The organism is Novosphingobium malaysiense (assembly GCF_000802225.1).
In the GTDB taxonomy this organism is placed as follows: Bacteria; Pseudomonadota; Alphaproteobacteria; order Sphingomonadales; family Sphingomonadaceae; genus Novosphingobium; species Novosphingobium malaysiense.
This window is the reverse complement of sequence record NZ_JTDI01000001.1, coordinates 586,677-613,263: the sequence shown is the minus strand read 5'-3', so window position 1 is coordinate 613,263 and position 26,587 is coordinate 586,677. Positions and strand designations below refer to the sequence as shown.

At 62.6% G+C, this 26,587-nt stretch carries 18 protein-coding genes; 12 read left to right on the top strand and 6 right to left on the bottom strand.

The window, feature by feature from the left end:
* Positions 1-5: 5 nt before the first annotated feature.
* Both glgA and glgX read left to right on the top strand, forming a co-directional pair.
* Positions 6-1,472: a glycogen synthase GlgA gene (gene glgA / locus LK12_RS02650; RefSeq protein WP_039278992.1), complete on the top strand. Its 1,467-nt coding sequence runs from the start codon at positions 6-8 to the stop codon at positions 1,470-1,472.
* Complete coding sequence (gene glgX, locus LK12_RS02645; protein ID WP_039278989.1) at positions 1,469-3,289, top strand: glycogen debranching protein GlgX; 1,821 nt, start codon at positions 1,469-1,471, stop codon at positions 3,287-3,289. Before glgA ends, glgX begins: the two co-directional genes overlap by 4 nt.
* Here glgX and LK12_RS02640 read toward each other — a convergent pair.
* Positions 3,286-4,734: an oligosaccharide flippase family protein gene (locus LK12_RS02640; RefSeq protein WP_231568210.1), complete on the bottom strand. Its 1,449-nt coding sequence runs from the start codon at positions 4,732-4,734 to the stop codon at positions 3,286-3,288. The two genes, glgX and LK12_RS02640, sit on opposite strands and share 4 nt — an antisense overlap.
* Positions 4,735-4,989: 255 nt before the next feature.
* Here LK12_RS02640 and LK12_RS02635 point away from each other — a divergent pair, with 255 nt between their 5' ends.
* Entirely contained in the window at positions 4,990-5,736 is a 747-nt protein-coding gene (locus LK12_RS02635; RefSeq protein WP_231568209.1) for a sulfotransferase family protein, read from the top strand.
* Positions 5,737-5,992: 256 nt separating this feature from the next.
* Complete coding sequence (locus LK12_RS02630; RefSeq protein WP_231568208.1) at positions 5,993-6,718, top strand: sugar transferase; 726 nt, start codon at positions 5,993-5,995, stop codon at positions 6,716-6,718.
* A 456-nt stretch (positions 6,719-7,174) separates the two neighbouring features.
* Here the strand turns inward: LK12_RS02630 and LK12_RS02625 are convergent, their stop codons facing one another.
* Positions 7,175-8,659, bottom strand: a complete 1,485-nt coding sequence (locus LK12_RS02625; RefSeq protein WP_052223109.1) for a TolC family protein — start codon at positions 8,657-8,659, stop codon at positions 7,175-7,177.
* Positions 8,660-8,937: 278 nt separating this feature from the next.
* Here LK12_RS02625 and LK12_RS02620 point away from each other — a divergent pair, with 278 nt between their 5' ends.
* The 8 genes from LK12_RS02620 to LK12_RS02585 all read left to right on the top strand — a co-directional run bounded on the left by LK12_RS02620 (position 8,938) and on the right by LK12_RS02585 (position 19,575).
* On the top strand, positions 8,938-10,683 hold the full coding sequence (locus LK12_RS02620) for a type I secretion system permease/ATPase (protein ID WP_039278982.1): 1,746 nt from the start codon (positions 8,938-8,940) through the stop codon (positions 10,681-10,683).
* The gene (locus tag LK12_RS02615) at positions 10,680-12,041 is read left to right on the top strand and encodes an HlyD family type I secretion periplasmic adaptor subunit (protein WP_039278979.1); all 1,362 of its coding nucleotides are present in this window, start codon (positions 10,680-10,682) and stop codon (positions 12,039-12,041) included. The genes LK12_RS02620 and LK12_RS02615 overlap by 4 nt, the downstream gene beginning before the upstream one ends.
* A 280-nt stretch (positions 12,042-12,321) precedes the next feature.
* Positions 12,322-14,556: a GumC family protein gene (locus LK12_RS02610; RefSeq protein WP_082010310.1), complete on the top strand. Its 2,235-nt coding sequence runs from the start codon at positions 12,322-12,324 to the stop codon at positions 14,554-14,556.
* The gene (locus LK12_RS02605) at positions 14,553-15,686 is read left to right on the top strand and encodes a glycosyltransferase (protein WP_052223107.1); all 1,134 of its coding nucleotides are present in this window, start codon (positions 14,553-14,555) and stop codon (positions 15,684-15,686) included. Before LK12_RS02610 ends, LK12_RS02605 begins: the two co-directional genes overlap by 4 nt.
* A gap of 35 nt (positions 15,687-15,721) precedes the next feature.
* A complete protein-coding gene (locus LK12_RS02600; RefSeq protein WP_039278977.1) occupies positions 15,722-16,270 on the top strand; it encodes a polysaccharide biosynthesis/export family protein in 549 nt (182 codons plus the stop codon).
* Between the two features lie 50 nt (positions 16,271-16,320).
* Positions 16,321-17,562 carry a glycosyltransferase family 4 protein gene (locus LK12_RS02595; RefSeq protein WP_231568207.1) on the top strand — a complete coding sequence of 414 codons (1,242 nt, stop codon included), beginning with the start codon at positions 16,321-16,323 and terminating at the stop codon, positions 17,560-17,562.
* Positions 17,559-18,707, top strand: a complete 1,149-nt coding sequence (locus tag LK12_RS02590; RefSeq protein WP_156135362.1) for an acyltransferase family protein — start codon at positions 17,559-17,561, stop codon at positions 18,705-18,707. Before LK12_RS02595 ends, LK12_RS02590 begins: the two co-directional genes overlap by 4 nt.
* A 1-nt stretch (position 18,708) precedes the next feature.
* Positions 18,709-19,575, top strand: a complete 867-nt coding sequence (locus LK12_RS02585) for a glycosyltransferase family 2 protein (protein ID WP_039278972.1) — start codon at positions 18,709-18,711, stop codon at positions 19,573-19,575.
* Between the two features lie 164 nt (positions 19,576-19,739).
* Here LK12_RS02585 and LK12_RS02580 read toward each other — a convergent pair whose 3' ends face one another.
* The 4 genes from LK12_RS02580 to LK12_RS02565 all read right to left on the bottom strand — a co-directional run bounded on the left by LK12_RS02580 (position 19,740) and on the right by LK12_RS02565 (position 26,162).
* Positions 19,740-21,236 (bottom strand): hypothetical protein, encoded by a 1,497-nt coding sequence (locus LK12_RS02580; RefSeq protein ID WP_052223106.1) that lies wholly within the window; start codon positions 21,234-21,236, stop codon positions 19,740-19,742.
* A 7-nt stretch (positions 21,237-21,243) separates the two neighbouring features.
* Positions 21,244-22,191, bottom strand: a complete 948-nt coding sequence (locus LK12_RS02575; protein WP_052223105.1) for a sulfotransferase family protein — start codon at positions 22,189-22,191, stop codon at positions 21,244-21,246.
* 209 nt (positions 22,192-22,400) lie between these two features.
* The gene (locus LK12_RS02570) at positions 22,401-22,955 is read right to left on the bottom strand and encodes a calcium-binding protein (RefSeq protein ID WP_039278969.1); all 555 of its coding nucleotides are present in this window, start codon (positions 22,953-22,955) and stop codon (positions 22,401-22,403) included.
* A 462-nt stretch (positions 22,956-23,417) separates the two neighbouring features.
* Entirely contained in the window at positions 23,418-26,162 is a 2,745-nt protein-coding gene (locus LK12_RS02565; RefSeq protein WP_039278966.1) for a S8 family serine peptidase, read from the bottom strand.
* Positions 26,163-26,587: the final 425 nt, after the last annotated feature.

The following is a 26,587-nucleotide window of genomic DNA, read 5'->3' as shown; positions in this document are numbered from 1 at the left end:
AGTTTTTGGCCCTGAAAGTCCTTTCCGTCGCATCCGAAGCCGTGCCGTTGATCAAGACCGGCGGTTTGGCGGACGTCGTCGGCGCATTGCCTGGCGCGCTCGCACCCCACGGTGTGGCAATGACGACATTGCTGCCGGGGTATCCTGCCGTCGTGCAATCGTTGAAGCAGCGGCGCGCCGTATTCGCCTGGGATTCGCTGCTGGGCACACCCGCCAGGCTGCTGGCCGGGAAGCTGGATGGCGGGCATCCGCTGCTCGTCCTCGATGCCCCGTCCCTCTTCGCCCGTGCAGGCGCTCCGTACACCGACGCCGCAGGTCTCGACTGGGGGGACAACTGGCAGCGCTTCGCAGCCCTGGGACGCGCCGCTGCCGACATCGCGGGGGGCGCCCTGGTACAGCGCAAGAAGACGCAGCGTTTCGACCTGGTCCATGCGCACGACTGGCAAGGTGGCATGGCCGCCGCCTACCTGCGCCTTGCGCCCTTCGGGGGAAAGGAAGGCCGGATCCCCTCGGTGGTGACGATCCACAACATGGCGTTTCAGGGCTGGTTCGGTGCGGACATCTTTCCCCGGCTTGGCCTGCCCGACGCTGCGTGGTCGCTCGACGGCGTCGAATACCACGGCGGGGTGAGCCTGCTGAAGGCGGGACTGGCCTGTGCCCATGCCGTGACCACGGTCAGCCCGACCTATGCACGCGAGATCCGGTCCAGTTCGTTCGGCATGGGACTGGAGGGGTTGATCATTGCGCGGGGCGATGCCGTGCACGGGATCCTCAACGGAATCGATACCCAGGTCTGGAACCCGAGCGCCGATCCATACCTTTCGCAACCCTACGGACGCCGCACGCTGGAAAAGCGCATTGCCAACAAGCGCGCTCTGGAAGCCGAGTTCGGGCTCGACGAGGACGATGGTCCCGTGTTCATCGTCATTTCGCGCCTCACCTGGCAAAAGGGCATGGATGTTCTGCCCGAAGTGCTCGACCATCTTGTCGGGATCGGGGCAAGGCTGGCCCTGCTCGGCTCGGGAGACGCGCAGATCGAACAGGCGCTGTCCCGGGCGGCGGCGCGCCATCCGGGGCGCATCGGCATCAGGATCGGCTACGACGAAGACCTATCGCACCGCATGCAGGGCGGAGGCGATGCGATCCTGGTGCCCTCGCGCTTCGAACCTTGCGGCCTTACCCAGCTTTACGGCCTCGCCTACGGCTGCATTCCGGTGGTGACCCGAACCGGCGGATTGGCCGATACGGTAATCGATGCGAACCCCGCCGCATTGGCGGCCGGTTGCGCGACAGGCGTCCAGTTCGATGGCGTCGGTTACGATAGTCTCGCCGCCGCGCTGACCCGCACCGTCGCGCTCTATCAGGACCGGGCCGTCTGGGAGCGCATCCAGAACAACGGCATGAAGTGCGATTTCTCCTGGAAAGCCAGCGGGGCGGCCTATGCGGATCTCTACCGATCGTTGACGGCATGACGGTTCTGGGTGCTGAAGTTGGCGCGCAGTCCACGCGCTTCGCGGTGCGCTCGCCGCATGCAGACGCGGTCTGGCTGTGCCTGTTTTCTCGAGACGGCGAAACTCGCCATGTCATGGAACGGCAAGGGCCGGACTGGGTGATCGAACTGCCCGGAAATCTTGCCGGGGCGCTTTACGGCTACCGCGCCGCGGGTGAATGGTCGCCCACGCATCGGCACTGGTTCGACCCTGCCAAGCTGCTGGTCGACCCCTATGCGGTCGAGCTGGACCGGCGTTTCAGGCAGGATCCGCGGCTTGCCATGTTCGGCGAGGACACCGCCGACATCGTCCCGCGCGCGATCGTTCCGGCGCCGGCCGAGCCCCTGCCGCAGGAGCCGCCGCAATTCACGACCGGGGGCCTTGTCTATGAACTCAACGTCCGCGCCTTTACCATCCGCCATCCGGACGTGCCGGAAGACGTGCGCGGCACTGTCGCCGCGCTGGCTCACCCCTCGGTCATTGCGCACCTCAGGAAGCTGAGCGTCGGTGCCGTCGAACTGATGCCGATCGTCGCCTGGATCGACGAGCGGCATCTGCCGCCGCTCGGCCTCGTCAATGCCTGGGGATACAACCCGGTGGCGATGATGGCGCTGGATCCGGGACTGTGCCCCGGCGGCGTAGCCGAATTGCGCGATACCGTGGCGGCTCTCCATGCCGGGGGGATCGGGGTCCTGCTCGATGTCGTCTTCAACCATTCGGGGGAGAGCGACGTCGAAGGGGGCGTGCTGTCGCTGCGCGGACTCGACAATGCAGCCTACGCCCATGCGCCCGACGGGACGCTGATCAACGACACCGGTTGCGGCAATACGCTCGACTTCGCCAATCCCGCGGTCCGTCGCCTTGCGCTCGACACCATGCGGCACTTCGTCGCTCATTGCGGCATCGACGGCTTCCGTTTCGATCTGGCCCCTGTCATGGCGCGCGGGCCCGGGTTCGATCCCGCCGCCCCGATTTTCGCGGAGATCGAGGACGACCCGTTGCTTGCCGACAGGATCCTGATTGCAGAGCCATGGGATATCGGGCCCGATGGCTATCATCTTGGCGACTTTCCGGCGCATTGGCTGGAATGGAACGACCGCTTTCGCGACGACGTGCGCCGCTTCTGGAAAGGTGAGACGGGCATCGGCGTGCTGGCGACCCGCCTCGCCGGTTCGTCCGACGTCTTCGGGCCGCATCAGCCGCATTCCGACTGCCGGTCGGTCAATTTCCTTGCAGCGCACGACGGCTTTACGCTGGCAGACGTCGTTTCGTACGCGCGTCGCCACAACGAGGCCAATGGCGAACAGAACCGCGACGGACACGGCGAGAACTTCAGCTGGAACAATGGCGTGGAGGGGCCGAGTGCCGATCCGCGCGTCCTTGCCGCTCGCAAGGAGGATATCAAGGCGCTGCTCGGCACGCTGTTCGCATCGACGGGCACGATCATGCTTACGGCCGGGGATGAGTTCGGACGCAGTCAGATGGGCAACAACAATGCCTATTGCCAGGATAATGCCATAAGCTGGGTCGATTGGGACCGCCGCGATCCCGAACTCGAGGATTACGTCGCGGACCTGTCCGCCAAACGGCACAGCCGGCTGCGGTCCTTCGCGCGGTTCCCCGAAAAGGTGCAATGGCTGACGGCAGCAGGCAAGCCGATGACCATCGCCGACTGGGAAGACCGCAACGGCCACACTTTCATCTATGATGCCGAGCCGGAAGAGGGCACCGGCGAAGGCGAACTGCGCGTGGAGATCTGCCGCGCGCGCCATCTCGTCCGGATCGATTTTACCGCCTAGCCGGAAAATGCCTGGAAGCTGAACACGCGCAATCTCGTGGCCAGTGCCACGAGTGCCAGACCGGCTATCGCGGCCAGGGCAAGGCCCAGCCCGAGTGCCTCCAATCGGCCGAATGGCAAGGTCGAAAGCACCCGCCGTCCGGCATGAAGGACGATGCCGTAGCAGCCGGACAAAACAAGGGCAGCGGCAAAATTGCGGATGGCTCCGCCGACCCGAACGGTGCCGCGCCAATGGAGCAGCCAGAAGGCCCAGACGGTTGTGCCCAGAACCACGAGGACCTGTGTCCATGCGAGGGCTTCGAGCCCGAATGGAGAGGCAGCAAATATGGCCGCGACAGCCACGGCGGCGCTGACCATGTCGAAGATCATCACCCACCCGGTGCGACCTATGGCGGCAAACGCTGGCTCTACCAGCAACTGGCCGGCACTGGCTGCGCCGCGCAGGGCCATGGCGTAGGTCACGACGAGAGCCGGAAGGTACGAGGACCGGAAGAAAATCTCGATCACGTCGCGGGCGAAGACGATGACGACTGCACCGACGATGCCGCTGAGTAGGGTAATGGTGCCGGCAAACCGGGAGAGCGGTGTCGCCAGGTCCTTGTCCTGCCGGCCCGCACTGCCGAACTGTGTCGCGGCGAAGCTGCTCATCGGCTGGTTGATGATGTCCGTTGCACCGGTCGCGATCCGGTTTCCGAAGCGGTAGAGGCCGACCGCCGCCGGCGAATGCAACATTCCCAGCATCAGGTCGGCGGCATAGCGTGCGAGGAAGTTCAGCAGGCGCGAGCCATAGAGCCCCGCGGAAAACGCGGCCGCCTTGCCGGCCAGATCGCGGCGGAAGATCATGCGGGGCCTGTCGCAGCCCAGCATCGCATGAAGCGCGGCGCCGGTAACGACCCGTAGATAGCGGAATGCGACGAGAGCGAAGACGGAGTGCCAGTGCCATAGCAGGAATGCTCCGCCGGTGAGTGCCGCGAGGTTCTGTGCGAACATTACAGCGAAGTTGCGCGTGATTGCACCGCTGCGAAGAAGCGCTGCCGACGACCATGCGCCGAAGCTCGCGAGCGGCTGGACCAGCGCTAGCAGGACAAGGACAGTGCCGAGCGGCTTTGCCTGAAACATCCATTCCAGAGGAAATGCCGCCAGGGCCAGACCCGCCGATGCCAGCGACGCGAGGCCGAGAATAAGCCAGAAACAGGTGGAGAGGACCGCGGCGTCATCTTCCTTCGCGGTGAGAATAAACTGGTAGAATCCGGTGTACGTCATCGTCTGGACAAGGACGATGAACACGATTGCGAGGCTGTACGTGCCGTATTGCGCGGGAGGCAGGAAGCGGGCGGCAAGCAGCGTGACAAGCAGGGTGGCGGCCTGTTGCAGCGAGCGCGCCGCAAAGGCGAACAGCGCTTTGGCGCCCTGTCGACCCACCTTGCCGGCGCGCGTATGCTTCACAGCGGTACCGGCAGGATTCATGTGCGTTCCCCGCAAGTGGAATTGGGATGCGAAGGCTGTTTCGCCGGTTGCGCCCGGGCGCATTTGCAAAAGGAAGGCAGCGCCGGCCCGGCAAACTTACCATCGGCGGCAGGGAAGCGAACGCGAACTCCCGCCGGGATGGAGCAATTTGCGAGCTGGAAATCGATGCCCTAGTGTAGGGTTCTGGCCATGGCTCATGTACTGCGAAACACTGGAAAGCGAGCCGCGGGTTGGTTGATCAGCCATTCCGCCCGGCAATATCGCTATCGTAACTGCCTGTTCGTGCTGGCGCACATGCGCTGCGGGTCGACAGCACTTTCGAACATCCTGTGCTCCAGGCCGGATGTCAGCGGATACGGAGAGACGCATGTCCGCCATGACGGGCGAGCGGCGCTCGGGCAACTCGCTCTCAACCAACTTCGCCGCGGAGGCCGAAAACCGCAGGCAGACTACCTCTTCGACAAGGTTCTCCATTCGCGATACGACCTTGAAGCCCCGCCCGAGTTCTTCCATGCGCGCGCCGTTTTCATGGTGCGCCGGCCGGGCGACGCCATTCGCTCGATCGTCAAGCTTTTCCGGCGGGTGGGCAAGAACGAGTACCGGACGCAGGAGGCCGCGGCCGCTTACTATGTTGAGCGGCTCGCTGCCCTCGAGACGCTATGGCGTCGTTTTCCTCCCGATCGGCGCATCGGCCTCACGCACAAGGCACTTCTTCGCGACCCGGCACGCCAGCTTGCCGCGATCTCGGCGCGGCTGAAATTGGTGCCTCCGCTTGTGAACCGCTACGACAGCCCCCCTGCCTCGCGGCAGGGCGGTGGCGGCGATCCGCTGACCAGCGGGCGGTATGCGCGTATCGAACCGCGGCTTCACGATCCTCACGCAGATGCGCCGCTGGAAATTCCGCCCGAGCTCGCTGCGCAATGTGAAGACAGGTACCTGCGTCTTTGCGACCTCTATAGTGAGGACAGGGGGAAGGCGTAGTTTCGCGGAAGGCCTAGCATTCCGCGATGCGACAAACATGGTCCGATACCGGGTAACCTTTGTCGCCAAAACGCCCAATCTATATATTCCAACCTATGGTTTAATACTTGAATGTCTCGGTATAGCCTAAATATTTATGGATTTAATGTAGGGCCAAACCGAATATAACTCTCGTTGCGGATGCGAAATAGCCAATGCTAGCCTTGGTTCGTAATGCTGGAATTCATTTCCGGTGTCCGACTTCAGGGAGGAGCAAGTGGCGAACACGGCTGATTCGAATGCCGTCACATCGGCAGGGGCACTCGATCATCAAAACGGCAACGCGCAGCGCCGGGACAGGATCTGTCTTGCGCCCAGGCCCGTATCCCGTCGCGAGGTCTATGCCTGGCGCAGCTTCGATATCCTCGTTGCATCGGCGGTCCTGATTGTCGTGCTCCCCTTCCTTACTCTGCTGGCCGTCGTCGTGTTCGTCAGCGATCCGGGACCGATCTTCTTCGTGCACCGGCGGATCGGCTACAGGGGCCGCTTTTTCAACTGTTACAAGTTCCGCTCGATGAAGCTGGACGGGGATGCCATCCTTGATCGTCACCTGGCATCCGATCCGGAAGCGCAGCGTGAATGGGAGGCGATGCGCAAGCTGAAATGCGATCCGCGCGTGACGCGGGTCGGCGCATTCATGCGCAAGCTGAGCCTGGACGAGTTTCCGCAACTCATCAACGTGCTGATGGGGGACATGAGCATTGTCGGGCCGCGGCCCATCGTGGAAGCCGAAGTGGATCACTACGGACGCCATTTCATCCATTATTGCAATGTCCGGCCCGGCCTTACCGGCTTGTGGCAGACCAGCGGCAGAAGCGACGTCTCCTTTCAGAGCCGTGTGGCGATGGACGTAACCTACAGCCAGCGCAAGAGTCTGGCGTTGGACGCGTGGCTGCTGTGCAAGACCGTTCCCGTCGTGGTCTTTTCCCGCGGAGCCTACTGACGGACCGCTCCGGACAAGTTGGCGGGCATCAGCGTCGAATCCTTATACGAGCGCAAATATCAGGGCCCAAAGGCACAGTCCTGCCGTGACAGCCGTGATCCAGCCCGTGTACGAAATCCTGTCGCCCAGATGGAATCGCGATGAGGTAGTCTGACGACGAGTGAGCCTGTCCATGCGACTTCTCCGCTCCGGAATATGCAACGTCTGGTCTCTTGTTAGGCGCAAGGCCACTACCATAGTGTGAAGCGGAATATACGCCGGTTTGCACACTTATACATCATGCAAACCTCGGTGAGGCGAGAGGGGTTCCCGGATTCCGTCCTGGCATGAGTTTTCTGGGGCTTTGCCAGCCGCTTGCGCCAATAGCTTTCGGCTCGGTCCAGACCGAGGGTGTCAGCGCGAGGGGGCGTCAAGAGCGCGACGAAATCGACTCCATTTTCGAGCGAATGCCCGGAATCAATTGTCATCCGGTGTCGATGTGTTTTCGCCAACGCGAGGTGCAAGCGGACTTGCCTGTTCTTGGAAGTCGAAAGTTGCTGTGTTCTCCACCTTGACGGGAGCAGTCGGGACCCCTTCGTCGAGCAGGAGGCGGTCGACCGGCTCGAGGATCGGGCGCAAGGGGAATCCCGCCAGTTCGCCCGCTCCGGATCGACGTCGGCCGGGATCGTAAGCGGGAAGTCGCGCGAAGAGCCCGAGCGTCAGGACGCCGGCATCGCGCAGCACCGCCACGTGGAGCAAGTATCTTTCGGCACGGGTCTGCACGGCGGCGGTTCGGGCGTTGAGAAGGTCGTTGGTTACGTCGAGGACATCTCGCAAGGTCCTGATTCCAGAGGTTTCCTGGGTCTTTACGCCTCTCAGTGCGCGTTCGGCGGCGCGTACTGCTTCTTGGTAACGCGGCAGAGCGGTATCCGCCGCCTGCAGCAGGCTCCAGTCCGTGGCCAGTGCTTCCCGCATGTCGCGTCGCGCCTGTTCGACGAGTTGCTGATCCGCCAGGTTGCGGTCTATCGCTTCGCGCAAGGCGGAAGACTGCCGACCACCCGAGTAAATCTGCATTGTCAGGCTGACCCCGGCCACGGCAGATTCCTCGCGGAATCGGTTCCGATAGGGGCTTAGAGGAATGCGCGCGGCGGATGCAAAGGCGCTCACCTGGGGAAGCATCTGCGCCCGCGCGGCGCCGACGAGGGCGCGTGAGCGCCGTTCTGCGAACTTTGCTTCAGCGAGGGTCGGATTGCGCCTCTCGGCTTGCGCATAAAGCGTGGCCAAGGCAGGCACGACCGGCAATTGCGGCAGGGGGGCGAGCGTGTTCGGATATCGGCCCACCAGATTGCGATATCGCGCCGCGCTTGTTTCGACCGTGGCGCGGGCCGCGATGACGCGGCCAGCAGCCAAATGCGCCCTGTTGGCGGTCTGGTCGACGTCGGGCCGGGTGGAATCCCGCAAGCGATAGCGCGCGACTGTGACGTCTCGCTGCTGCTTCAGCAGTCGGTATATTTCCACTGCAACGCCATGAAGCTCGATGTCACGTTGCAACGAGACATAGGCCGTCACGACATCGAGGATCAGCTGTTGGCTTCTGGCCCTCAGCCTCGCTCGCTCGCCGGAGCGGGTGGCGCGGGCAGCATCGAGATTGGCGGCGAGGCGGCCCGACGTGAAAAGGGGCTGGGAAAGGTCCGCTTCGGCCGAGGTGGCGAAGCCATCGTTCGAAGACGGGATTAGGGGGCCACGCGTGCGTGCCGTCGTGAAGGCGTGGCGCGCGTTCACGCTGAGCGTCGGTCCATAGGCGGCCTGGGCCTGAACAACGCCCTCATCGGCGGCGCTCAGCAAGTCGCGGTTTGCCTGGATTTCCGGGTTGCCTTGGTATGCCGTAGAAAGCGCCTGCTCGAGGGTGTCCGCATGTGCGGCACCTGACGAATACGTCAGGGAAAGGGCTGTTACAACCATCCTGTAGGTAGATATGGACAAGTAATAATCCCTATACATTCTCAGAAGTCGGTGTTTTCGGCACCTATACTGCCCAAACCTGATGTATTGTTTCTGGTGGTTTAGAAAATACCCTGTTCTGGTGCAGCCAGAGATGGTTCCGGACAGGACGTATTTATGGTCGAGCGCATGTACCGGCGGCTCAGGAAAGGAGATGCCGCTGGTCCGAATACGGGAACAGCCCGGAAATTGGGCAGGGGGACGGGCTTCATCGCGGTGGCGGCGGTGGAGGCCCGATCGTGATCCTGGCGGGCCGGCTCTCCGGTGAATTGAAAACGGCCATGGCGCCGCTGCGCCGTGTACTTTTGCCCGTGGCGGCGATCAGCAGCGTCTATAACGTGCTGCTCCTGTCGGGCTCCTTCTTCATGCTCCTGACATACGACGACGTCTTGCCGAGCCGCAGCGTGCCGTCTCTGGTCAGTCTGCTGGTGATGGTGGCGGTCGCCTACGCTTTTCAGGCTGTTCTCGACGTGGTGCGCGGCCGGATCATGGTCCACGTGGGCTCGCTGTTCATGCGTTCCATCAGCGACCGCGTACTCGACGTGATATCACGCTACGAGCTCAGCCGCGGAGCCATGCCCAACGGGACACAGATGGTGCGCGATATCGATACCGCACGCAGTTACCTGTCCGGTCCGGGGCCGCTGGCCATTCTCGATCTGCCGTGGATCGTCGTCTACCTGTTGATCTTGAGCGTCTTCCACTGGTCGTTGGGGCTGCTCGCCCTCCTTGGCGTACTGGTGCTGGTCTCGCTGATGCTGCTCAACAACCGGCTGACTGCACCGCTCGCTGTCGAGACCATGCGCAGCGGAGCGCGGCGCGCGGATCTCGCCGAGGCGACGCTGCGCAATGCCGAAACGCTCAAGGCTTTGGGCATGGCCGGGGCGCGGCGCGGGGAATGGCACGCGGTGGAAGCGGCCTACCTCCGGGCAAACGATCGCTTTTCCTCCCTTTCCAGCACAATGTCCGGCATTACCAAGGCGTTCCGCCTGTTGCTGCAGTCTGCGACCTTGGCGCTGGGTGCCTATCTGGTAATTCGCGGCAGCGCGACCGGAGGCATCATCATCGCCAGTTCCATCCTGTCCTCGCGTGCCCTTGCGCCGGTCGAGCAGGTGATTGCCAATTGGAAGGGCATGGTCAGCAGCCGGCAGGCGCTGGGCCGGGTCAGAGACCTGTTGAAGGCCGTCCCCCACCGGATCGAACCAATGGGGTTGGAATACCCAAAGGCCAATCTTCGCGTGTCGCGCGTGACGGCCGCACCGCCGGGCACGCGGACGGTCACGCTGGCCGACGTCAGCTTCGACTTGTCGGCAGGCGACGCGCTGGCGGTGGTCGGGCCCAGCGGTTCGGGCAAGACGACGCTGGCGCGCGTGCTCTGCGGGATATGGCCCATTCTGCGCGGATCGGTCCGTCTCGACGGGGCCACGCTGGACCAGTGGTCCTCCGATCAGATCGCCCGGATTGTCGGTTATGTTCCCCAGTCCATCGAACTGTTCGAAGGCACCATTGCCCAGAACATCGCACGCTTCCGGGCCGACGCGGACCCGCAAGCGGTTCTCGAAGCGGCCCGGGCGGCGGATTGCCACGAACTGATCGTGCGGCTCGAGGGCGGCTACGATCACGTGATCGGGTCGCATGGAGGAGGTCTTTCCGCAGGTCAGCAGCAACGGATTGCGTTGGCGCGCGCACTCTACGGGGACCCGTTTCTCGTCGTGCTCGACGAGCCTAACAGCAACCTCGACTACGACGGGGAAACGGCTCTCGGCATGGCGATAAAGGGGGTGCGGGAACGGGGCGGAATAGTCCTGGTCATTGCCCATAGGCCGAGCGTCGTCGCCCATGTTAGCCACATCATGGTGATGCAGAATGGGCAGCGTCAGCGCTTCGAAACGCGCGAGGAGTTCGAGGCACGAATGCAGAAGCCTGCGGCAATCTCGCGCGGCGAGGATGATCGCGGTTCCAGGCCGGAACGGGTAGAGGGATGAGCCAGACGATGCCTCTTGTCGAAGCGGCTCCGACCGGTGAGCCGAAAACGGCTGGCGCAGGATTCTCGCGGCGGGCGGAGCAGGGGCTGTCGCGGCTGGTTCGTCTAGGCCTTGGCGCGGTTGCCGCGCTGGTCTTCGGCGTCGGCGGGCTGATCGCCTTTCTGCCCATGGCCGGTGCAGTGATCGCGCCGGGTGAAGTGTCCGTGGAATCGCACGTGAAAGAGATTTCGCATCCCTTCGGCGGCGTCGTCGCGGATATTCTCGTCGAGGACGGCGATCATGTCGACAGGGGGCAGGTGCTCATCCGGCTGGACGATACCGTCTCAGGCGCCGCGGCTGAATACACGGGCGTCGGGCTGAACCAGCTGTTGGCAAAGGCTGCGCGTTTGCGGGCGGTCCAGGGCGGCGCGGCGTCGGTCACCTTTGCCGGGGAATTGCTGCGGCGGTCAGGGGATCCCGCGGTGTCCGGCATTCTCGCGGACGAGCGCCGCAGCTTTGCCCTCGCTCGCCAGGCTCGGGCGGACCAGATCCGGCAATTGCAGGCCCAGATCGCGCAGGCCCAGGCCCGGATCGAGACCAGCGCCAGTCAGGCGCAGGCGTACGAGCGGCAGGAGGACCTCATCCGCGAGGAACTGGCGCAGACCCGCGAGCTCTACGAGGACCGCCTGACGACTCTCGACAGGTTGAATGCACTCGAACGGTCGGCGGTGGGCGTCAAGGCGCAACGGAGCGCAGCCCGCTCCGCCATAGCGCAGGCGCGAGCTCGCATCGGGGAACTGCAGGCTCAGATGGCCGCCGTGAACAGCGCTGCCAAGAGCCGGGCTGCGCTTGAGCTGGGGCAGGTGCAGGCCGCCATTGCCGACTTGCGCAAGGAAGATGTCGTGGCGAGCGACCAGAACGAACGCACCGCGATACGTGCCCCGCAGAACGGCATCGTCGACAAGCTTCAGGTGCGCACCATTGGCAGCGTCGTGCCGGCCGGTGAGCCGTTGATGGAGATCGTACCCGACGCCGATCGCCTCGTAGTGCGTGCGCAAGTTCGGGTGACCGACATAGACAGCGTCGCGGTCGGACAATCTGCCCACATGCGGTTCACGGCGCTCAACATGCGCACGACTCCCGAGTTGGAAGGAAAGGTGACCCGTGTCGCTGCCGACCGTTCGATCGACCGGGCCACGAATGCTGCATTTTATTCGGCCACTGTGTCCATTCCGGAGGAAGAACGTGAAAAGCTTGGTGACGCGCGTCTGTCCGTCGGCATGCCGGTCGAAGTATTCATTCGGACCCAGGAGCGGACAATCCTGCAATACATAGTTCGCCCGCTTTCGGATCAATTCAATCGCGCACTGCGCGAGTAGGTGGAGTAGCTTCTGCGACGCGTTCAAGGACTTTCTGCAGGGTAATACCTGCTTTCAGTTTTTGGGCGGATTGGGGAAATGTTCTGTGGCTGCTGCGGCCGCAGGTCAGTTGTCTTGTGGGATCTACCAACCGGATGAAGGGCGGGTTCGTCAAACTGGTATCGTCTTGGGGAGCCGCCGTGGTGTCTGGATACAAGGGCTCAAACGCGCCTCTGCCGGTTCACCACGTCCGGTGCCGGCATCGGCACGGCAGTCCTCACATGATGCGGGGAGAGATCGGGTGAATCTTCCGGCGCTCTATCGATCGGAAGGCGGGCTTCCGCCGGTTATCGCCGAAAGCGCGGAATCCTATCGCTCTTCGGAAGAGCACATCACGGTGCAATTCCTCCTGGCGATGCTGCGTCGCCGCCGTGGCGTGCTGCTCCTTACACTCGCGCTCTGTCTCGGACTGACGCTGATTTGGACCTCGGCCTTGCCGCGTATCTACCGCGCCAGCGCCGATGTCGTGATGATCACGAAGCCCACCGACCTCGTACCCGAGAGTCGGCCGGATGGGACGGAAGGCCCGACGCGATCCGAAGACGTGGAAACCCAGATGGAGCTGATCCTGTCGCGAGAGATGGCCGGACAGGTGCTGGCGACCTCTGGGCTATTGAACGACGCGGCGTTTTACGCGGTAGTCGTCGAGCCACGCTCGGCGATCGACAATATCCTGTCCTCCCTGGGCATGCATGTCGGCGGGCAGGCTACCGATCCCGGCGAAGACACGTCGGCCTTCCGGGAAAAGGCCGTCACGCACCTGATCGATCGCCTCAACGTGGCGCGGGTCGGCAATTCCTTCAATCTGCGGATCGCTTTCGAGGATTCCGATCCGGAGCGGGCAGCCCTGATCGCCAACACCTATGCGCGCCTGTTTACGACAGACGATGCCAGGGAACGGGCGCGAACCAGCCGGACCGCCGCACGGGTCCTTCAAACCCGCGTCGACGAATTACGCCGGGCGGCGAACAAGGCGTTTGCGGCAGTGCAGGCCTATCGCGTGGATACGGGTCTGCTCAGTTCGGCCGCTACGAGCCTGACAGAGCAAGAGATTTCCACCTACAACCAGCAGATAGCCGCAGCCCGGGCCGAAGCCGCTCGGGACCAGGCCGCGCTTTCCAGCGCCCTGTCGCAGCGGCGAACCGGCGGTGCTGACAGGGTGGGCGAGGCAGCTGCGTCGCCCGCGGTGTCGACGCTCAGGGCACAGCGCGCGCAACTCGTGGTGCACGAACGCGATCTTTCGCAGAGGTACTATGACGACAACCCCGATCTGGTCACGGTGCGTCGGCAGATCGGTGATCTCGACCGGCAGATCGGAGCGGAAGTGGACCGCTCCATCCGCAAGCTGGAATCGCGGGCGCAAGCGTCCGGGCAACGGCTTTCCTCGCTGCTCGCCAGTCGCAGCGATACCCGCGCGCAACTAAGCACGGATAACAGTGCACTGGTGAAGCTGGCCGATCTCGAAAAACGCGCCGATGCCGCGCAAACGCTCTATCAATCCTATCTCGAGCGCTACAACGAAGTGGTTGCCGGTAGCGGTACCGAACAGCCGACGGCGCGCCTCATCTCAGCTGCGGTCGCCCCCCTCCTGCCAAAATCGCCCAATCTGGCGCTTCACCTCGCATTGGGATTTTCAGTGGGGCTCATGCTCGGCGCGGTGCTCGCGATTGTCTCCGAGCTTTCCTATCGTGGGCTGACGACGCTCGACGACGTGGAAAGCCGTCTGGGCATCCGCGGCCTGGGTTTCGTTCCCGCCTGCCGCACGGTGGAGCCTCATTCCGCCTCCCCCCTCGAGACGGTGCGCGACCATCCCGATGGCGGATTTTCGGAAGCGCTGCGCAACGTCATCGTCTCGATCCGGCATTCTGCACCTGCTCCCGGCAAGGTCATCGCCATCACTTCTGCCGTTCCCGGGGAAGGCAAGACGACCATCGCCGCGTGCATGGGGCGCGCCCTGGCCATGGGCAATGAACGCGTGCTGGTGATCGATTGCGACGTAATCCGCAGACAATTGAGTAAGCAATTCGGTCTTCACGACAGCGAACTCGGGATCCACGAAGCGCTGCATTCGAACTCCGCGGCCGCCCCGCAATATCAGGAGGCGGAATCCTCGTTGCGGATCATTCCCATCACGCGCCCATTGGCCAAGGGGGAACGTCTGACCGAACGAGGACGGCTGCAGCGGACGATTGCACGGCTGCGCGACGATTTCGACGTCATTCTCCTCGATTGTCCGCCGATCCTGCCGATTGCGGAATCGCGCGAGATCGTCTCGCTCGCCGATTATGTCGTGATGGTCGTTCACTGGCGCAGGACGATGGACCGCGTGGTGAAGGCGGCATTGCGGCAACTGCCGGTTCGCAAGGTCAAGGCGCTGGGCATCGTGCTCAACGGCGTCGACATGCACAAACAGGTTCGTTTCGGCGGCCACGATAGTGCCAGCTTCTACGAGAAATACCGGGGTTACTACGCATGACGCGATCGTTGGTTTCCAGCCCGCGGCGGATAGCCCTCGTTCACTACTGGCTGGTCGCGATGCGCGGCGGGGAGCGTGTGCTCGAGCACCTGCTGGAGATGTTCCCGCAGGCCGATGTATTCACGCACGTCTACGATCCGGACAAGGTGTCCGAAAGGATCCGTGCGGCGAATGTTCGCCAGACCTTCATTGGGCGTCTGCCCGGCGCCCGCCGGCACTACCAGAAGTATCTGCCGCTAATGCCGATGGCGCTGGAGGAGCTGGACCTGCGCGGATACGACCTGGTGATCAGCAGCGAATCCGGACCCGCCAAGGGGGTCATCACGGGCCCCGACACATTGCACCTTTGTTATTGCCATTCGCCCATGCGGTACCTGTGGGATCACTATCAGGACTACAAGGCATCCGCTCCGTCTTTCAGTCGCCTGCTGATGCCCGCAATGTTCCACCGGCTACGGCAATGGGACGTCAGTTCGGCCAGCCGCGTCGACGGCATTGTCGCCAACAGCAGCTTTATCGCCCGGCGCATCCGCAAGGTCTGGGGGCGCGAGGCCCGCGTCGTGCACCCGCCGGTTGCCGTCGACGCGTTCGGGCCTTCGCACGACATTTCCGACCGCTATCTCTGGATCGGCCAGATGACCCCCTACAAGCGGGCGGACCTTGCGCTCGAAGCATTCAACCGGCTGGGCCTTCCGGCACTGATGGTCGGCGACGGCGAGATGTTCGCACAAATAGCCGCTGAGGCCGCGCCGCATGTCGAAGTGCGAAAACGCCTCACTTTCGACGAGCTCAAGCACGCATACGCGACCTGCAGGGCGCTGGTTTTTACGGCCGAGGAGGATTTCGGCATTGTCCCCGTCGAAGCCAATGCCAGCGGACGACCAGTCATCGCCCTGGGCAGGGGCGGCGTCGTGGATTCGGTCGTCGATGGCACGACCGGGCTGTTCTATCATCGGCAAAGCGCAGAGACCTTATGTGAATGCCTGCAGCGGTTCGAAGCGTGGCTGCCCCGGTTTCAGCCCGATTCTGCAGTGGCGAACGCTGCCCGGTTTTCTCCCGAGGTTTTTACCAACGGAATTCTGGAAGCGCTGGAATTCCATTCCGGCCGCGTGCGCCGACAGGTGGCGTGACGCCATGGCTTCAACACGTGATGAAAGGGTCTGACATGCCATTTCGCGCCATTGCCCTTGCCGCGTGCGCCCTGCTGATGGGATGCGCCTCCACCGCAAGCAACACCTTGCCTAGCGCGGATGTCGTGCAATATCGCTTGTCTGCCGGCGACGCTTTGCAATTAGACGTATTCCGTGAGGAAGCGTTTTCTGGCGAATATACGATCAGCGACGAGGGGACGATCAGCTTGCCGATGGTGGGCTCCGTGCAGGCCGCGGGCAAGACGCTTGGACAATTGCGCCGCGAATTGGCGGAAACGTTGCGCCAGGACTATGTGCGCGATGCCAGGATCAATCTCGAAATCCTGAACTTTCGGCCGATCTACATCCTGGGTGAGGTACAGAAGCCGGGCGAATATGCCTTCAGCGAAAGGATGTCGGTCCATGGACTCGTGGCCAAGGCAGGGGGGTTTACCTACCGAGCGAACGAAAAGGTCGTTTTCATCCGCCATGCCGACGAGGCGGAGGAAAAGGCCTACAAGCTGACCAGCGGAGCCGCAGTGCTTCCGGGCGACACCGTCCGGATCGACCAGCGGTATTTTTGAGGCGCGCGGTGCGGCACGAACCAGTCACGAGCCGATGCCGACCGGAGCGGGTGGTTCTGCTCCATGATTTCAGCGAGGCGCTGGGCGGTGCATCGCACCTGGTTCAGGTGTTGATCGCGGGTCTGCGCGAACGCGGCGTGCCCGTGACCTTCTTCGCCGGCGATGCGGGGACGAATTTCCATCGCCGGGATGTCGAGTTCATACCGCTTCACGCCCGGGCCCTGCTCGATCGGTCCCCCGTTGGAGCTCTCACCGTGGGGCTTTACAACCACGCGGTATTGCGACGTGTGCGTGGCTGGATCAGGCGCCACGATACACCTGGCACCGTCTATCACCTGCACGGCTGGTCCAAGGTACTGTCCCCGGCCGTTTTCGGCGCGCTGCGCAGCGTGCAAGGCAGGTTGATCCTGCACGCGCACGACTATTTCAATTGCTGTCCCAACGGCGCTTTCTTCGACTACACCAAGGAGCGGGACTGCGCCCTTGTGCCACTTTCGCGCGCCTGCCTGCAAACGCAGTGCGACAAGTCCTCCCGAGTCCAAAAGCTTTGGCGGACCGGGCGCGAAGGCCTGCGGCGGGGCCTGCTGGATGGCAGCAGCAATGCGGAGCGCTTGCTGTTGATCCATCCTGGTCAGGCCAGCCCATTCCGTCGAGGGCAATGGCCAGCCGAAAAGCTCTTTGCGGTGCGCAATCCGGTTACGCCTCCCTGCCGCGAAAGGGTTCATGCCGAAAGCAATCGCGGCATTGTGTTCATCGGTCGTATTTCGGCCGAAAAGGGAGCGGACCTCGCTGCCCGAGCCGCCGAACTGGCAGATGTGCCCATCACCTTCGTCGGGGAAGGTAGCGAGATGGAGCGCGTACGATCGCTCAACCCGCGCGCGGTATTTCTCGGCCGGCAGGACCGGGCCGGGGTGGCAAGGGCGCTTGCAACGGCCCGGCTCGCAGTGATGCCCAGCCGCTGGGCAGAGCCATTCGGGCTGGTGGCGCTGGAGGCTGCGGGCTCCGGCGTCCCCGTCATCGTGAGCGAGCGGGCGCTGATCGGTGGCGAGGTCGAAAAGGCCGGGTTCGGCACCGCCATGGATACAGCGAACGTAGCCCGGTTCGCATCCGAGATCGCAGCCCTGCATGCAGACAACGACCGAGTGGCCGCAATGTCACGCGCGGGGCACGCCGGTTACCGGGGTTTGTGCAACGATGAAAGCGGCTGGTGCGAGGAAATCCTGGCTCACTATCGGAACCTTGTGGCGTCCCCGGTTCCGGCGCCGGCTGCTGCGGTGGGGGAGCAGGCATGACTGCCACGAGAACACGTGAAATATCCTCGCTCGACGTGATGCGTCTCGCCGCTGCCCAGGCCGTCATGATCTACCATCTCGTGTTCATGTCGTGGGCGGAAGAGGGGGCTCGCGGCATTCGTGCCGTGGTGGGAGAGCCGGTGATCTTTCCGGATGCCGTGGCCTGGGGCAGCCTCGGCTGGGTCGGCGTACAGATATTCTTCGTCATCTCCGGGTTCGTCATCCTGATGTCCGCGCAGAACAAGTCCGCCACCGAGTTCCTCATCGGCCGCGTGACCCGGATCGTGCCGGCCTTGTGGTTCTTTACCGTGCTGTCGGCACTGGTGCTACTCGCCGGCGGTGCGTTGACGCTGTCCGAACTCACGCCGCGTTTCCTTCGTTCCATGGCCCTCTTCCCTGTGGGGCCATGGGTCGACGGGGCTGTTTGGACGCTGGTCGTGGAGGCTTTGTTCTATGCCGCGATCTTCGCAATCATCAGGGCAGGCATGATCGATCGGATCACGACCGTCGCGCTTGCCGCAACCGGGTTCAACATTCTGTTCTGGTGGGTCGTTCTGGCTGGCGAGGCGGGGCTTTCGGGAGATATGGGGCGGCAGCTTGCGGTTGCGGCTTCGTCCTACAAGCTGCGCGTCACGCTCATTTCCACGAATTGCTATTTCGTCGTCGGCGCTACGCTCTACCAGGTGTTTATGCGCCGGGCGGTCGGCGTGAACCTGACGCTGTTCCTGATCAATTTCGGCATCGGGCTGATCGCGACATATTATGCGGCGCGCTCCAGCCTCGGCGTCGCGCAATATGGCCAGACACCCTTTGCTGCAGTTGCGGTATGGGGTGGGCTGACGCTGCTGATGAGCCTTTGCGTGCTCTTTCGCGTCGGTTCCAGCCCGAGGGCTGCGCAGTTTGCGACGGTGGCAGGGTTGCTGACGTACCCGCTCTACCTCATCAACCAGATTACCGGTGGGTATCTTCTCGGGCTGTTCTTCCGCAGTGGCCTGTCGCCGGTTCTCGCCGTGATCCTGACGGCCCTCGTGTGCACTGGTCTGGCGGCCATATTCGCACTGGTGCTCGAACGCCGAATGCAGATGCAGCTCAGCAAAGTGCTCTGGCATTGCCGGCGCAGCATTCCCGTGTTGAGGGAGGCCTAGCGTGCGCATCTTTGTCGTCGTTGCTACCCTGGGACGGGCCGCGCTCGTATGCCGCACCGTCGATCTGCTGGCCGACCAGACCCGCCCTCCCGACGGCATCGTGGTCGCGAGTGTTTCGCCCGACGATGTCGCGGGTATCGATCGCTCTCGAGGGCGGGCAGAAGTCATCTATTCGGAGAAAGGGCTGTGCCGCCAGCGCAATCGTGCGCTCTCTGCGCTGGAAGGGCGGGCGGATGTGGTCGTCTTCTTCGATGACGATTTTGTGCCTGCCCCAGACTATATCGCTAATGTCGAAGCGCTTTTCAGCGCCGACGAGACTTTGGTGGGCATAACCGCGGAACTGCTGGCCGACGGTGTTCTGCAGGGGGGATTTTCTATCGAGGCCGCGCAAGCGATCATTGCCGACCGGCCATGTCGCTTCCCGCCGCAGATCACCGACCGTCACGAGCTTTACGGGTGCAACATGGCGATACGCGTGGTGGCCGCCGAAGGGCTGCGCTTCGACGAGAATCTGCCGCTTTATGGTTGGCAGGAGGATGTGGACTTCACCAATCGATTGGGGAGGCGGGGGCGGATGGTTGCTGCCTCAAGCGTGACGGGCGTGCATCTCGGGGTCAGCGGCGGCCGCACGTCCGGAAAACGGCTGGGCTATTCTCAGGTGGCGAACGTCGTCTACCTCAAGCGCAAGGGCACGATGCGGCCCGATCTCGGCAACCGGCTCATGACCAGGAACCTGTTTGCCAACGCCATCCGAAGCATAAGGCCGGAGCCATCGATCGACCGCCGCGGGCGCCTTTTGGGAAACATGATGGCCATTGTCGATTCTCTGCGAGGGCAAGTGGACCCGCGCAAGATCCTCGAAATGTAGGAGGTCGTGATGCTCGAGACCATCTTGGCAGGAGTCGCCATCTACCTGGCGGGCTGGGTTTTCGCGGCGCGCCGATTTGCCGGCATTCAAGGCCCGGTGCCCGTGCCCGGACGCCGCCGACGCGACATGCGCGACGCTCTGCTTTGGCCAGCCTGGCTCTTCCTTTACGCCCTTGTCTGGTCGATAGGCCTGCGTCGGCAAGGGTTCGAACGGGAAATTTCCGCCGAGTGATGTGCTCGGCCCGCATCGGGAAGCAAGGCGTTCCGGGTGATTGGGTGCCTTGCCGGCTCGATGCTCGCCAGGGCCGTCACCAGACCGAAACCGAAGGCGGCAAGGCCGCCAAAGATTGCGTCGCCCACCATCAGCGATACGGCGAAGGTGGGCACGAAAGAGAACCGAAATGCCGACATGAAAAGGCGTTTTTCCGCCACCGCCCCTGTCGACCGTCTCAGGAGGCACTGAAGCACGAAGGCATAGAACAGCATGCCGCCCGCGATCCCGGTACAACTGAAGACTGCGACGACAGCGCTGGATGATCGCGTGCTGCCTAGTCCGACGCCTAGTCCTTGCGTGCTTGCCAGCGCACTTATGGCCACCGAACGCCACATTCCGCGTTCCTCGAAGGAAACGGACGACCGTTTCTCGAGAACCATGCGCTGAATCATCGATCCCACCGGATCGAACATGGCCGGGTCGACGATCGCCAGCACCGCTATGACGATGCAGGACGACACCACCACCGCCGTCTCGATTCCGAGCCCCTTTCGATAGATGGCGCCGTTAAGATCGCTCGTATTGAACCGCAGGAACCATTCGAGCGCCGCCATGAGGAGCAGTACGCCGAGGCCGATGTATGTGCCCGTCGACTTTGAAAGCCAGACGCATATCGTCAGCAAGGCCAGGATGGCGGGGACATAAAACTGCCTCGCGCGGTCGTCGTCGAGGGCGCGGCGATAGAAATAGAGGGCGCTCAGAAATGCCAGGCAAATGCCGCCGTAGGACGAGGCTTCCGGCATGAGGCCGACCACGCGCTTGCTTCCCAGTACCTCGATGTCCGTCAGCAGCGAATAGCTGGCGGTCCGGAACGGATCGAGGACCGCATCCAGTGGTAGGTACTGGCTGGCATAGTCGAGCAGGCCGGTGACAGCTGCGACGGTCGCGCCCACGCAGATCGCCCTGAGCGCGTGCTGCCGCATGTCACCTGTTCGAAGGATGCGGGCAAAGGCAAAGACGGACAGAATGGCGATCGACATGTAGGTGAACTGCGAAATGTTCTGTGCCGTAGGCTGCAGTGGCGCGGCGGCACTGAGGATTCCGCGCACGGGCACCACCATGACGCTGTCCGCGAACAGGCGCGGCATGAAGAGCGTGGCAATGCCAGCCACTAGCCAGAACAGCGTGAGGAGCATGAGCCTGGTGGGCAGTACGGCCAGCGCCGTAAAGGCGGCGGGACCACTCTGGTCCGCAAAAGTGCGCGCGATGAGCAGGAGAGCAACGACCGGTGCTGCCGTGAAGGTCAGTCCGCCGGTCAATGCGGCGGGAATGACAGCGAAAGCACCGATCGGCATCGTGGCAAAGAACAGATAGAGCAGAACGGGCCCGCGCGAAAGCAGCCCCCAGATAGCGAGTAACCAGAACAGCGCTATGGGGATGGCGGTCATGGCCGCATCAGACGCCGTCCCATGCAGGAATTCTGCGCCCGATCATAGCCTCGAAGGCGGCGCGGCGCGGGGCCAGCCAGGACGCGAGGTAGGCGCGCGCGCCGCTCTCATCGATTTCCTGCTTGTCGAACGAGACCGTGGAAACGCGGCGTAGCCGTTCGACGATCGCGCCGGGGAGGCGTTTGCGAGCCGAGGCCCAGGCTTCGGAATCCCGCAATCTGCCTACGAGGGGAAAGCGCTGGCGGCGGCTGGTGGGTGGCGAGCGATGATAGTCTGCAAGTTGGGAAGGGTGAAAGGCGAAGGAACCCAGGTCGAGCCAGTCGATGCATCTTGCCAGTGTCTCGGCGCGATGCTGGCGCAATTCCTCTGCCACGACGACATGGATCCGCGAGGCATCGAAATGGTCGAGATAAGCTTGGAGTTGCAGCGCATAGTCCGACGTGTCGCGGTAGAGCGGATTGGTGCGCATGGCTGTCTCGATATCCAGCGGTTCCTGGAATTCCTTGAAGCGCTGCCAGTAGTGACCGATGGCGCGGGTCACCGGTTCACGAACAATATAGATGATGCGTGATTCCGGACAGGATGCGGCTATCCGAGCTGCCACGTTGCTGCGGTGTGGAGCTTGCGAATAGTAGACGCTCGCTTCGCCGCGATACCGCGCCTGCGCGCCATGCTTCCAGAGTTCGAGATAGGCGGCCCAATCGTGCGAACAGGGACGGCGGGCCATGATCGGCCAGGCGCTGGCCAGTTCCGCCTGGTCGACAAAAAAGCACGGTTCTTTCTCGGCGCTCATGCAGATATCGGGGTGCGCGGCAAGATAGGCGTAGAGCGCGCTGGATCCCGATTTCGACGCGCCGATGATGAAGAGGTTGGGGGGCAACAGATCGGAGGAGGTCTGTGCGATCTCGACCGGGGATATCGACGCGGCATGACAAGGTTGGCTGCGGACGTTCAATTCCTTCCTCCCGGCCCAGAGTTTCAGGACATTCGGTTCTGTGCCGTGCTACCTGCGATGTCGCGGTCTGGAAAAAGGAGGATGCTCCGAAACGGCGATATTCCCCCGGGCCGGCAAGTCGCGGTAGCGCGCTGCAATGAGAAAAGGATGGGACGCGGCCAGCCACGTCCCATCCTTTCCGGTTACGGTCAGGCTATGACCGCGGGGGGTCAGGCTACCAGGATGTCGCTGGCGTCGAGGATCTCGTCGTAGAAGGTGACGGTGGTCGATCCGTAGGTCAGCACCGTGTTGCCGGAGCCGGTGAATTCGATCGTGTAGGCGCCGCCGTCGCTCAGGACGACCTGATCGATGCCATGCTCGAAATCGAAAACCTTGTCGGTGCCATCGGCCGAATCGAACATGAAAATGTCATGTCCGCCTTCGTTGTCGTTTCCGTCGGCCGGATTGTCGCCATAGAGCACGTCGTTGTCGTCGCCGCCAATGATCGTATCGTCGCCGTCGCCCCCGTAGAGGCGATCGTCCTGACCGCCGCCGACAAGGGTATCGTCCCCGGCGCCGCCGTCGATCTTGTCGTTCGATCCCTCACCGTCGAGGTAATCGTTGCCATCCTCGCCGTAGAGGCGGTCCCGGTTGGCGCCGCCATAGACCTCGTCGTCGCCCTCCGCGGCGTGAACTGCATCTATGCCGCCGCCCGAATCGATCACGTCGGAATCCGAGGTCCCTTCGACCTTGGTGCCATCGGAGTTTGGACCAATCACTGCCATAAGAAATTCCTTTCAGTTTGCTGCCCTGTGTCATGTCGCGCCACGCAAGTGGCCCACTCGATCACGCGGTGCCGGCAACCCTGTTGATCTTATCGGCGAATCGAGACTCTTTCGAGATGAATGATCAATAGTGATTGGCAATTATTATTGGCAATGCTGTTAATAATTGAACTTCGATTAAATAGAATATTATTTGTTTAATACGGATATATTATATGTAAATATATCTAGGTGCAAATCCTGTGGTAATATTGTAGATTATTGTTTTCGATCTGTGTATGCGATCGACTGCGCGAACATAAACGCTTCAAAATGGACGTGTCTCAAGATCTTCTGGATGCATGCATGAACGTGGTTTTGGCGCCGCGAGCCGCCGTACGACGGCGCGCACGCGCGCCATCGTCTTCGCTTCCCGCGGGTCTTGACCTCGTTCATGCACATTGCCGCGGGATGGCTCCCGCCTCAGGCCCAGAGAATGCCCAGATCGCTGTTGGACATGCTCATCGACATGCCCAGGTCGTCGACGTTCTCACCCTTGATGCGGGCAATCTCGAAAGTTTCTCCTCCTATGTGCACCTCGAGATAGGTGCTGCTGCCATGCCGTTCGAATTCGAAGGTCGCTTCGGCATCGGCCGCAGGACCGCGAACAAGGATGCGGTCGCCTTCCTCGGCATCGAAATCGTAGATGATGTCGGTTGCGTCCAGATCGGCAAGATCGAACACGAACGTGTCGGCGCCGTCTCCGCCGAACAACCGGTCGCGGCCGCTGCCCCCTTCGATCCAGTCGTCCCCCGCACCGGCCTTGATGAGATCGTCACCGTCGAAGCCGAGCAGCTTGTCGCCACCGGCATTCCCGAAAAGCCTGTCGGCCCCGGCCCCGCCGTCGAGGTAATCGTGGCCGCCGCCGCCGGTCATGCGATCGTCGCCATCGCCGCCGAGGAGGGCGTCGTCACCGTCATATCCCAGCAGCTTGTCGTCGCCGTCCTTGCCATCGATCCAGTCGGCGCCGGCGCCGCCCTTGATCTTTTCTGCGCTGCGCGTGCCGGTGAGAGTGCTGTCGTAGGCGCGCCCGGTTTCGTCGAACGTGTCGGGTCCCCGCGGCGCATCGGGCGTGTCGTCGATTTGATCCTGCGTTGAACCGCCGTTGCCGGGCAAGTCCGGATCGGGCGGAGTGATGGGGGCATCGTGCTCCGGTGGTGGCGCCGTTCCGCCGGCCTCGAAGAATTGCAGCAGATCGCTGTAGGCATATGTGCCATCGGAAAACACGAAGGTTTCCATGCCGGTGATGCTCGATGTCCCTCCGGCAGGGGTGGAAATCGTCAAGGTGCCGTCTTGGGCGACAAGGCCGGTGATGCTGCCGAAGCTGGCATTCACGATCAGGCGATCCTCGCCGCGCCCGCCGTCGATCGTGTCATTGCCGAAGCTGAAATAGATCGTGTCGTCCCCGCGCCCGGCATGCAGCACATTATTGGCCGCGCTGCCGATCAGAGTGTCCTTGCCGTCGCCGGAATAGGCATTTTCAATCGTATTTGCCGTCAGTGAAAGGGTGATCCCCGCGATCGTGGTCCTCGATGCGCCCGAAAGGTCGATTGTCGAGGCGGACGTCACGGCGGCGGCGTTGATCGCGTCCATGCCGCCGTCCGCATCGTGCAGGGTGCTTCGGTCGCTCAGATCGGAGCCTTCATAGAGCGAGCCGAACTCGTCCGTGTAGACGTAGGTATCGTCGCCAAGGCCTTCGCGGCTGCCGAGGACGGTAAGCGTCGCGTCCTGGAAAAGGCCGGTCATCGCCGTGCCGTCCTTGTCCGTGGCGTCCGGGTTGCGGTTGTAGACGTCTATCGTCCAGGTGCCGTCGGAGCGCTCCCCCATCGACGCGACGGAATCGAAGACGAAATTGCGCAGGCCGCCTGCCCGGTCATGGCCGGGAAGGTCGTAGACCAGCCGCACGACAGTGCCATCTGGAGAAGTCAGATAGACGTCCAGATCGCCGGTATCGACCCATCGCAGGTCGAGAGCGACCTGGACGTGCTCGATGTCGATGTCTTCGCCGATCTCGATCCGGGCCGAAGCATGGTCCCGCGAACCGGCTACGAGGTCCTGGTCGATCTCGATCGACTGGCTTGCGCTCGCAAGGTTCGCATGGGTCCGTTGACCGGTCCATGTTTCCGCCATCCGGACGGCATCGTGAACATTCAGGAAGCCATAGCCGAAGGCATCGTTGAAGTGCAGGCCGCCGCCGTTGAAGGTGGTGGCGCCGTTGGTGCGCCAGCCGTCGCCGAAATTCGCACTGTCGGAGAGGCCACCGCGGTGAGCGGAGTAGGCCAGGATCTGCTGAACGTCGCGGTATCCGAGATCGGGATTGGCCTCGAGCATGAGGCCGACCGTGGCGGTTACAGCCGGCGCGGCAAATGACGTGCCGTCGTAGTCGGCATATCGGTCCTTGAGCGTGGTGGTGTAGACACTCGACCCGGCGGCCGAGAGCAGGACGTTGGCCCCGAGGCTGGTGAACGAGGCGGGCGTGCCGTCTGCATTCACTGCACCTACTGCGATGGTGAAGGGCGAATTCTGGAAATTGTGGTAGTTGGACGCACCGCCGGAGCCGGCATTTCCAGCTGCGAAGACGATGGACGTGCCCAGGCCGTTGCGGCCGTGTTCGGCAGCGTATTCGATCGCCTCGCAATATTCCGGGTGACGATTGAAATCGTCCTCGAAGTTGGAGACGAAGCTCCAGCTGTTGTTGACGACATCGAGGCTGGCAGAAGCGCGAAGTGCGGATACGATCTGGCCGACCACGTCGTCGGATTGGTAATCGATGGCGAGACCGACCAGCTTGGCGTCCGGCGCAATGCCCACAGTTCCGTGGGCATTGCCGGCTTCGGCGGAGATGATGCCCGCCACGGCCGTCCCGTGATAATAGGGAACATCGCTGTCGGTGATCGTGACCTGGTCGCTGGCGAGCGCGAAGTTGTAGTCCTGCAAGGAATCGTAGGCCTTGCTCAGGTCGGTATGGCGAAAGTCGATCTGCGAATCGATGACGCCGATATTTACACCCGAACCCCTGTAGTCTTCCCAGGCAGAGTATGCGTCGATGCTCAGGGGCGAAAGGTGTGAATGATCAAGATACCACTGCTTCTTTTCATACGTATCGTTGAAGAAAAAGGCAGGCGTAACCATTCCGCCTGCCGGCAGCGGCGTATACATTTTGCTCATGTAGCGATCCCGTGGCTTTTACGTTTTTCTGTCTGATGCAGCATTTGCGCGGCAAATCCGCGTTCAAGCGACGGGTATGGGTGCTATATTTAATCAAGGCTTTGGAAGGATGGTAAACTGAAATTAATGACAAAATACATGGAAATATTTTTGGGCTATTCATTTTTTATATGGAGCAATACATATACCTAAGTAGCCGATTAGGCGTGCTTGTCGGCAAGCGCTGGCGATTGCTGAGCTCCCGATCCGGATGCGTTAACCATACAATCGAACAGAATTGTCTCATGAGACGGCGGCGCGCGCCGAGGATCGCGATCGCGGCTGGCAATCTACGGATCTGTGCGGATGCCCGTCAGGGCGCCCCGAGAGAAAATTTTCGATGCGCGAACCCGCATCTGGGCAATTTTTGCTGAAGCGTGCTGAAA

What these genes read in the sequence shown, in the direction of transcription:
- glgX (WP_039278989.1), top strand. Translation starts at nt 1,469, where the DNA reads ATGACGGTTCTGGGTGCTGAAGTTGGCGCGCAGTCCACGCGCTTCGCG.
- LK12_RS02625 (WP_052223109.1), bottom strand. Translation starts at nt 8,659, where the DNA reads ATGGTTGTAACAGCCCTTTCCCTGACGTATTCGTCAGGTGCCGCACAT.
- LK12_RS02615 (WP_039278979.1), top strand. Translation starts at nt 10,680, where the DNA reads ATGAGCCAGACGATGCCTCTTGTCGAAGCGGCTCCGACCGGTGAGCCG.
- LK12_RS02605 (WP_052223107.1), top strand. Translation starts at nt 14,553, where the DNA reads ATGACGCGATCGTTGGTTTCCAGCCCGCGGCGGATAGCCCTCGTTCAC.
- LK12_RS02600 (WP_039278977.1), top strand. Translation starts at nt 15,722, where the DNA reads ATGCCATTTCGCGCCATTGCCCTTGCCGCGTGCGCCCTGCTGATGGGA.
- LK12_RS02590 (WP_156135362.1), top strand. Translation starts at nt 17,559, where the DNA reads ATGACTGCCACGAGAACACGTGAAATATCCTCGCTCGACGTGATGCGT.
- LK12_RS02580 (WP_052223106.1), bottom strand. Translation starts at nt 21,236, where the DNA reads ATGACCGCCATCCCCATAGCGCTGTTCTGGTTACTCGCTATCTGGGGG.
- LK12_RS02570 (WP_039278969.1), bottom strand. Translation starts at nt 22,955, where the DNA reads ATGGCAGTGATTGGTCCAAACTCCGATGGCACCAAGGTCGAAGGGACC.
- LK12_RS02565 (WP_039278966.1), bottom strand. Translation starts at nt 26,162, where the DNA reads ATGAGCAAAATGTATACGCCGCTGCCGGCAGGCGGAATGGTTACGCCT.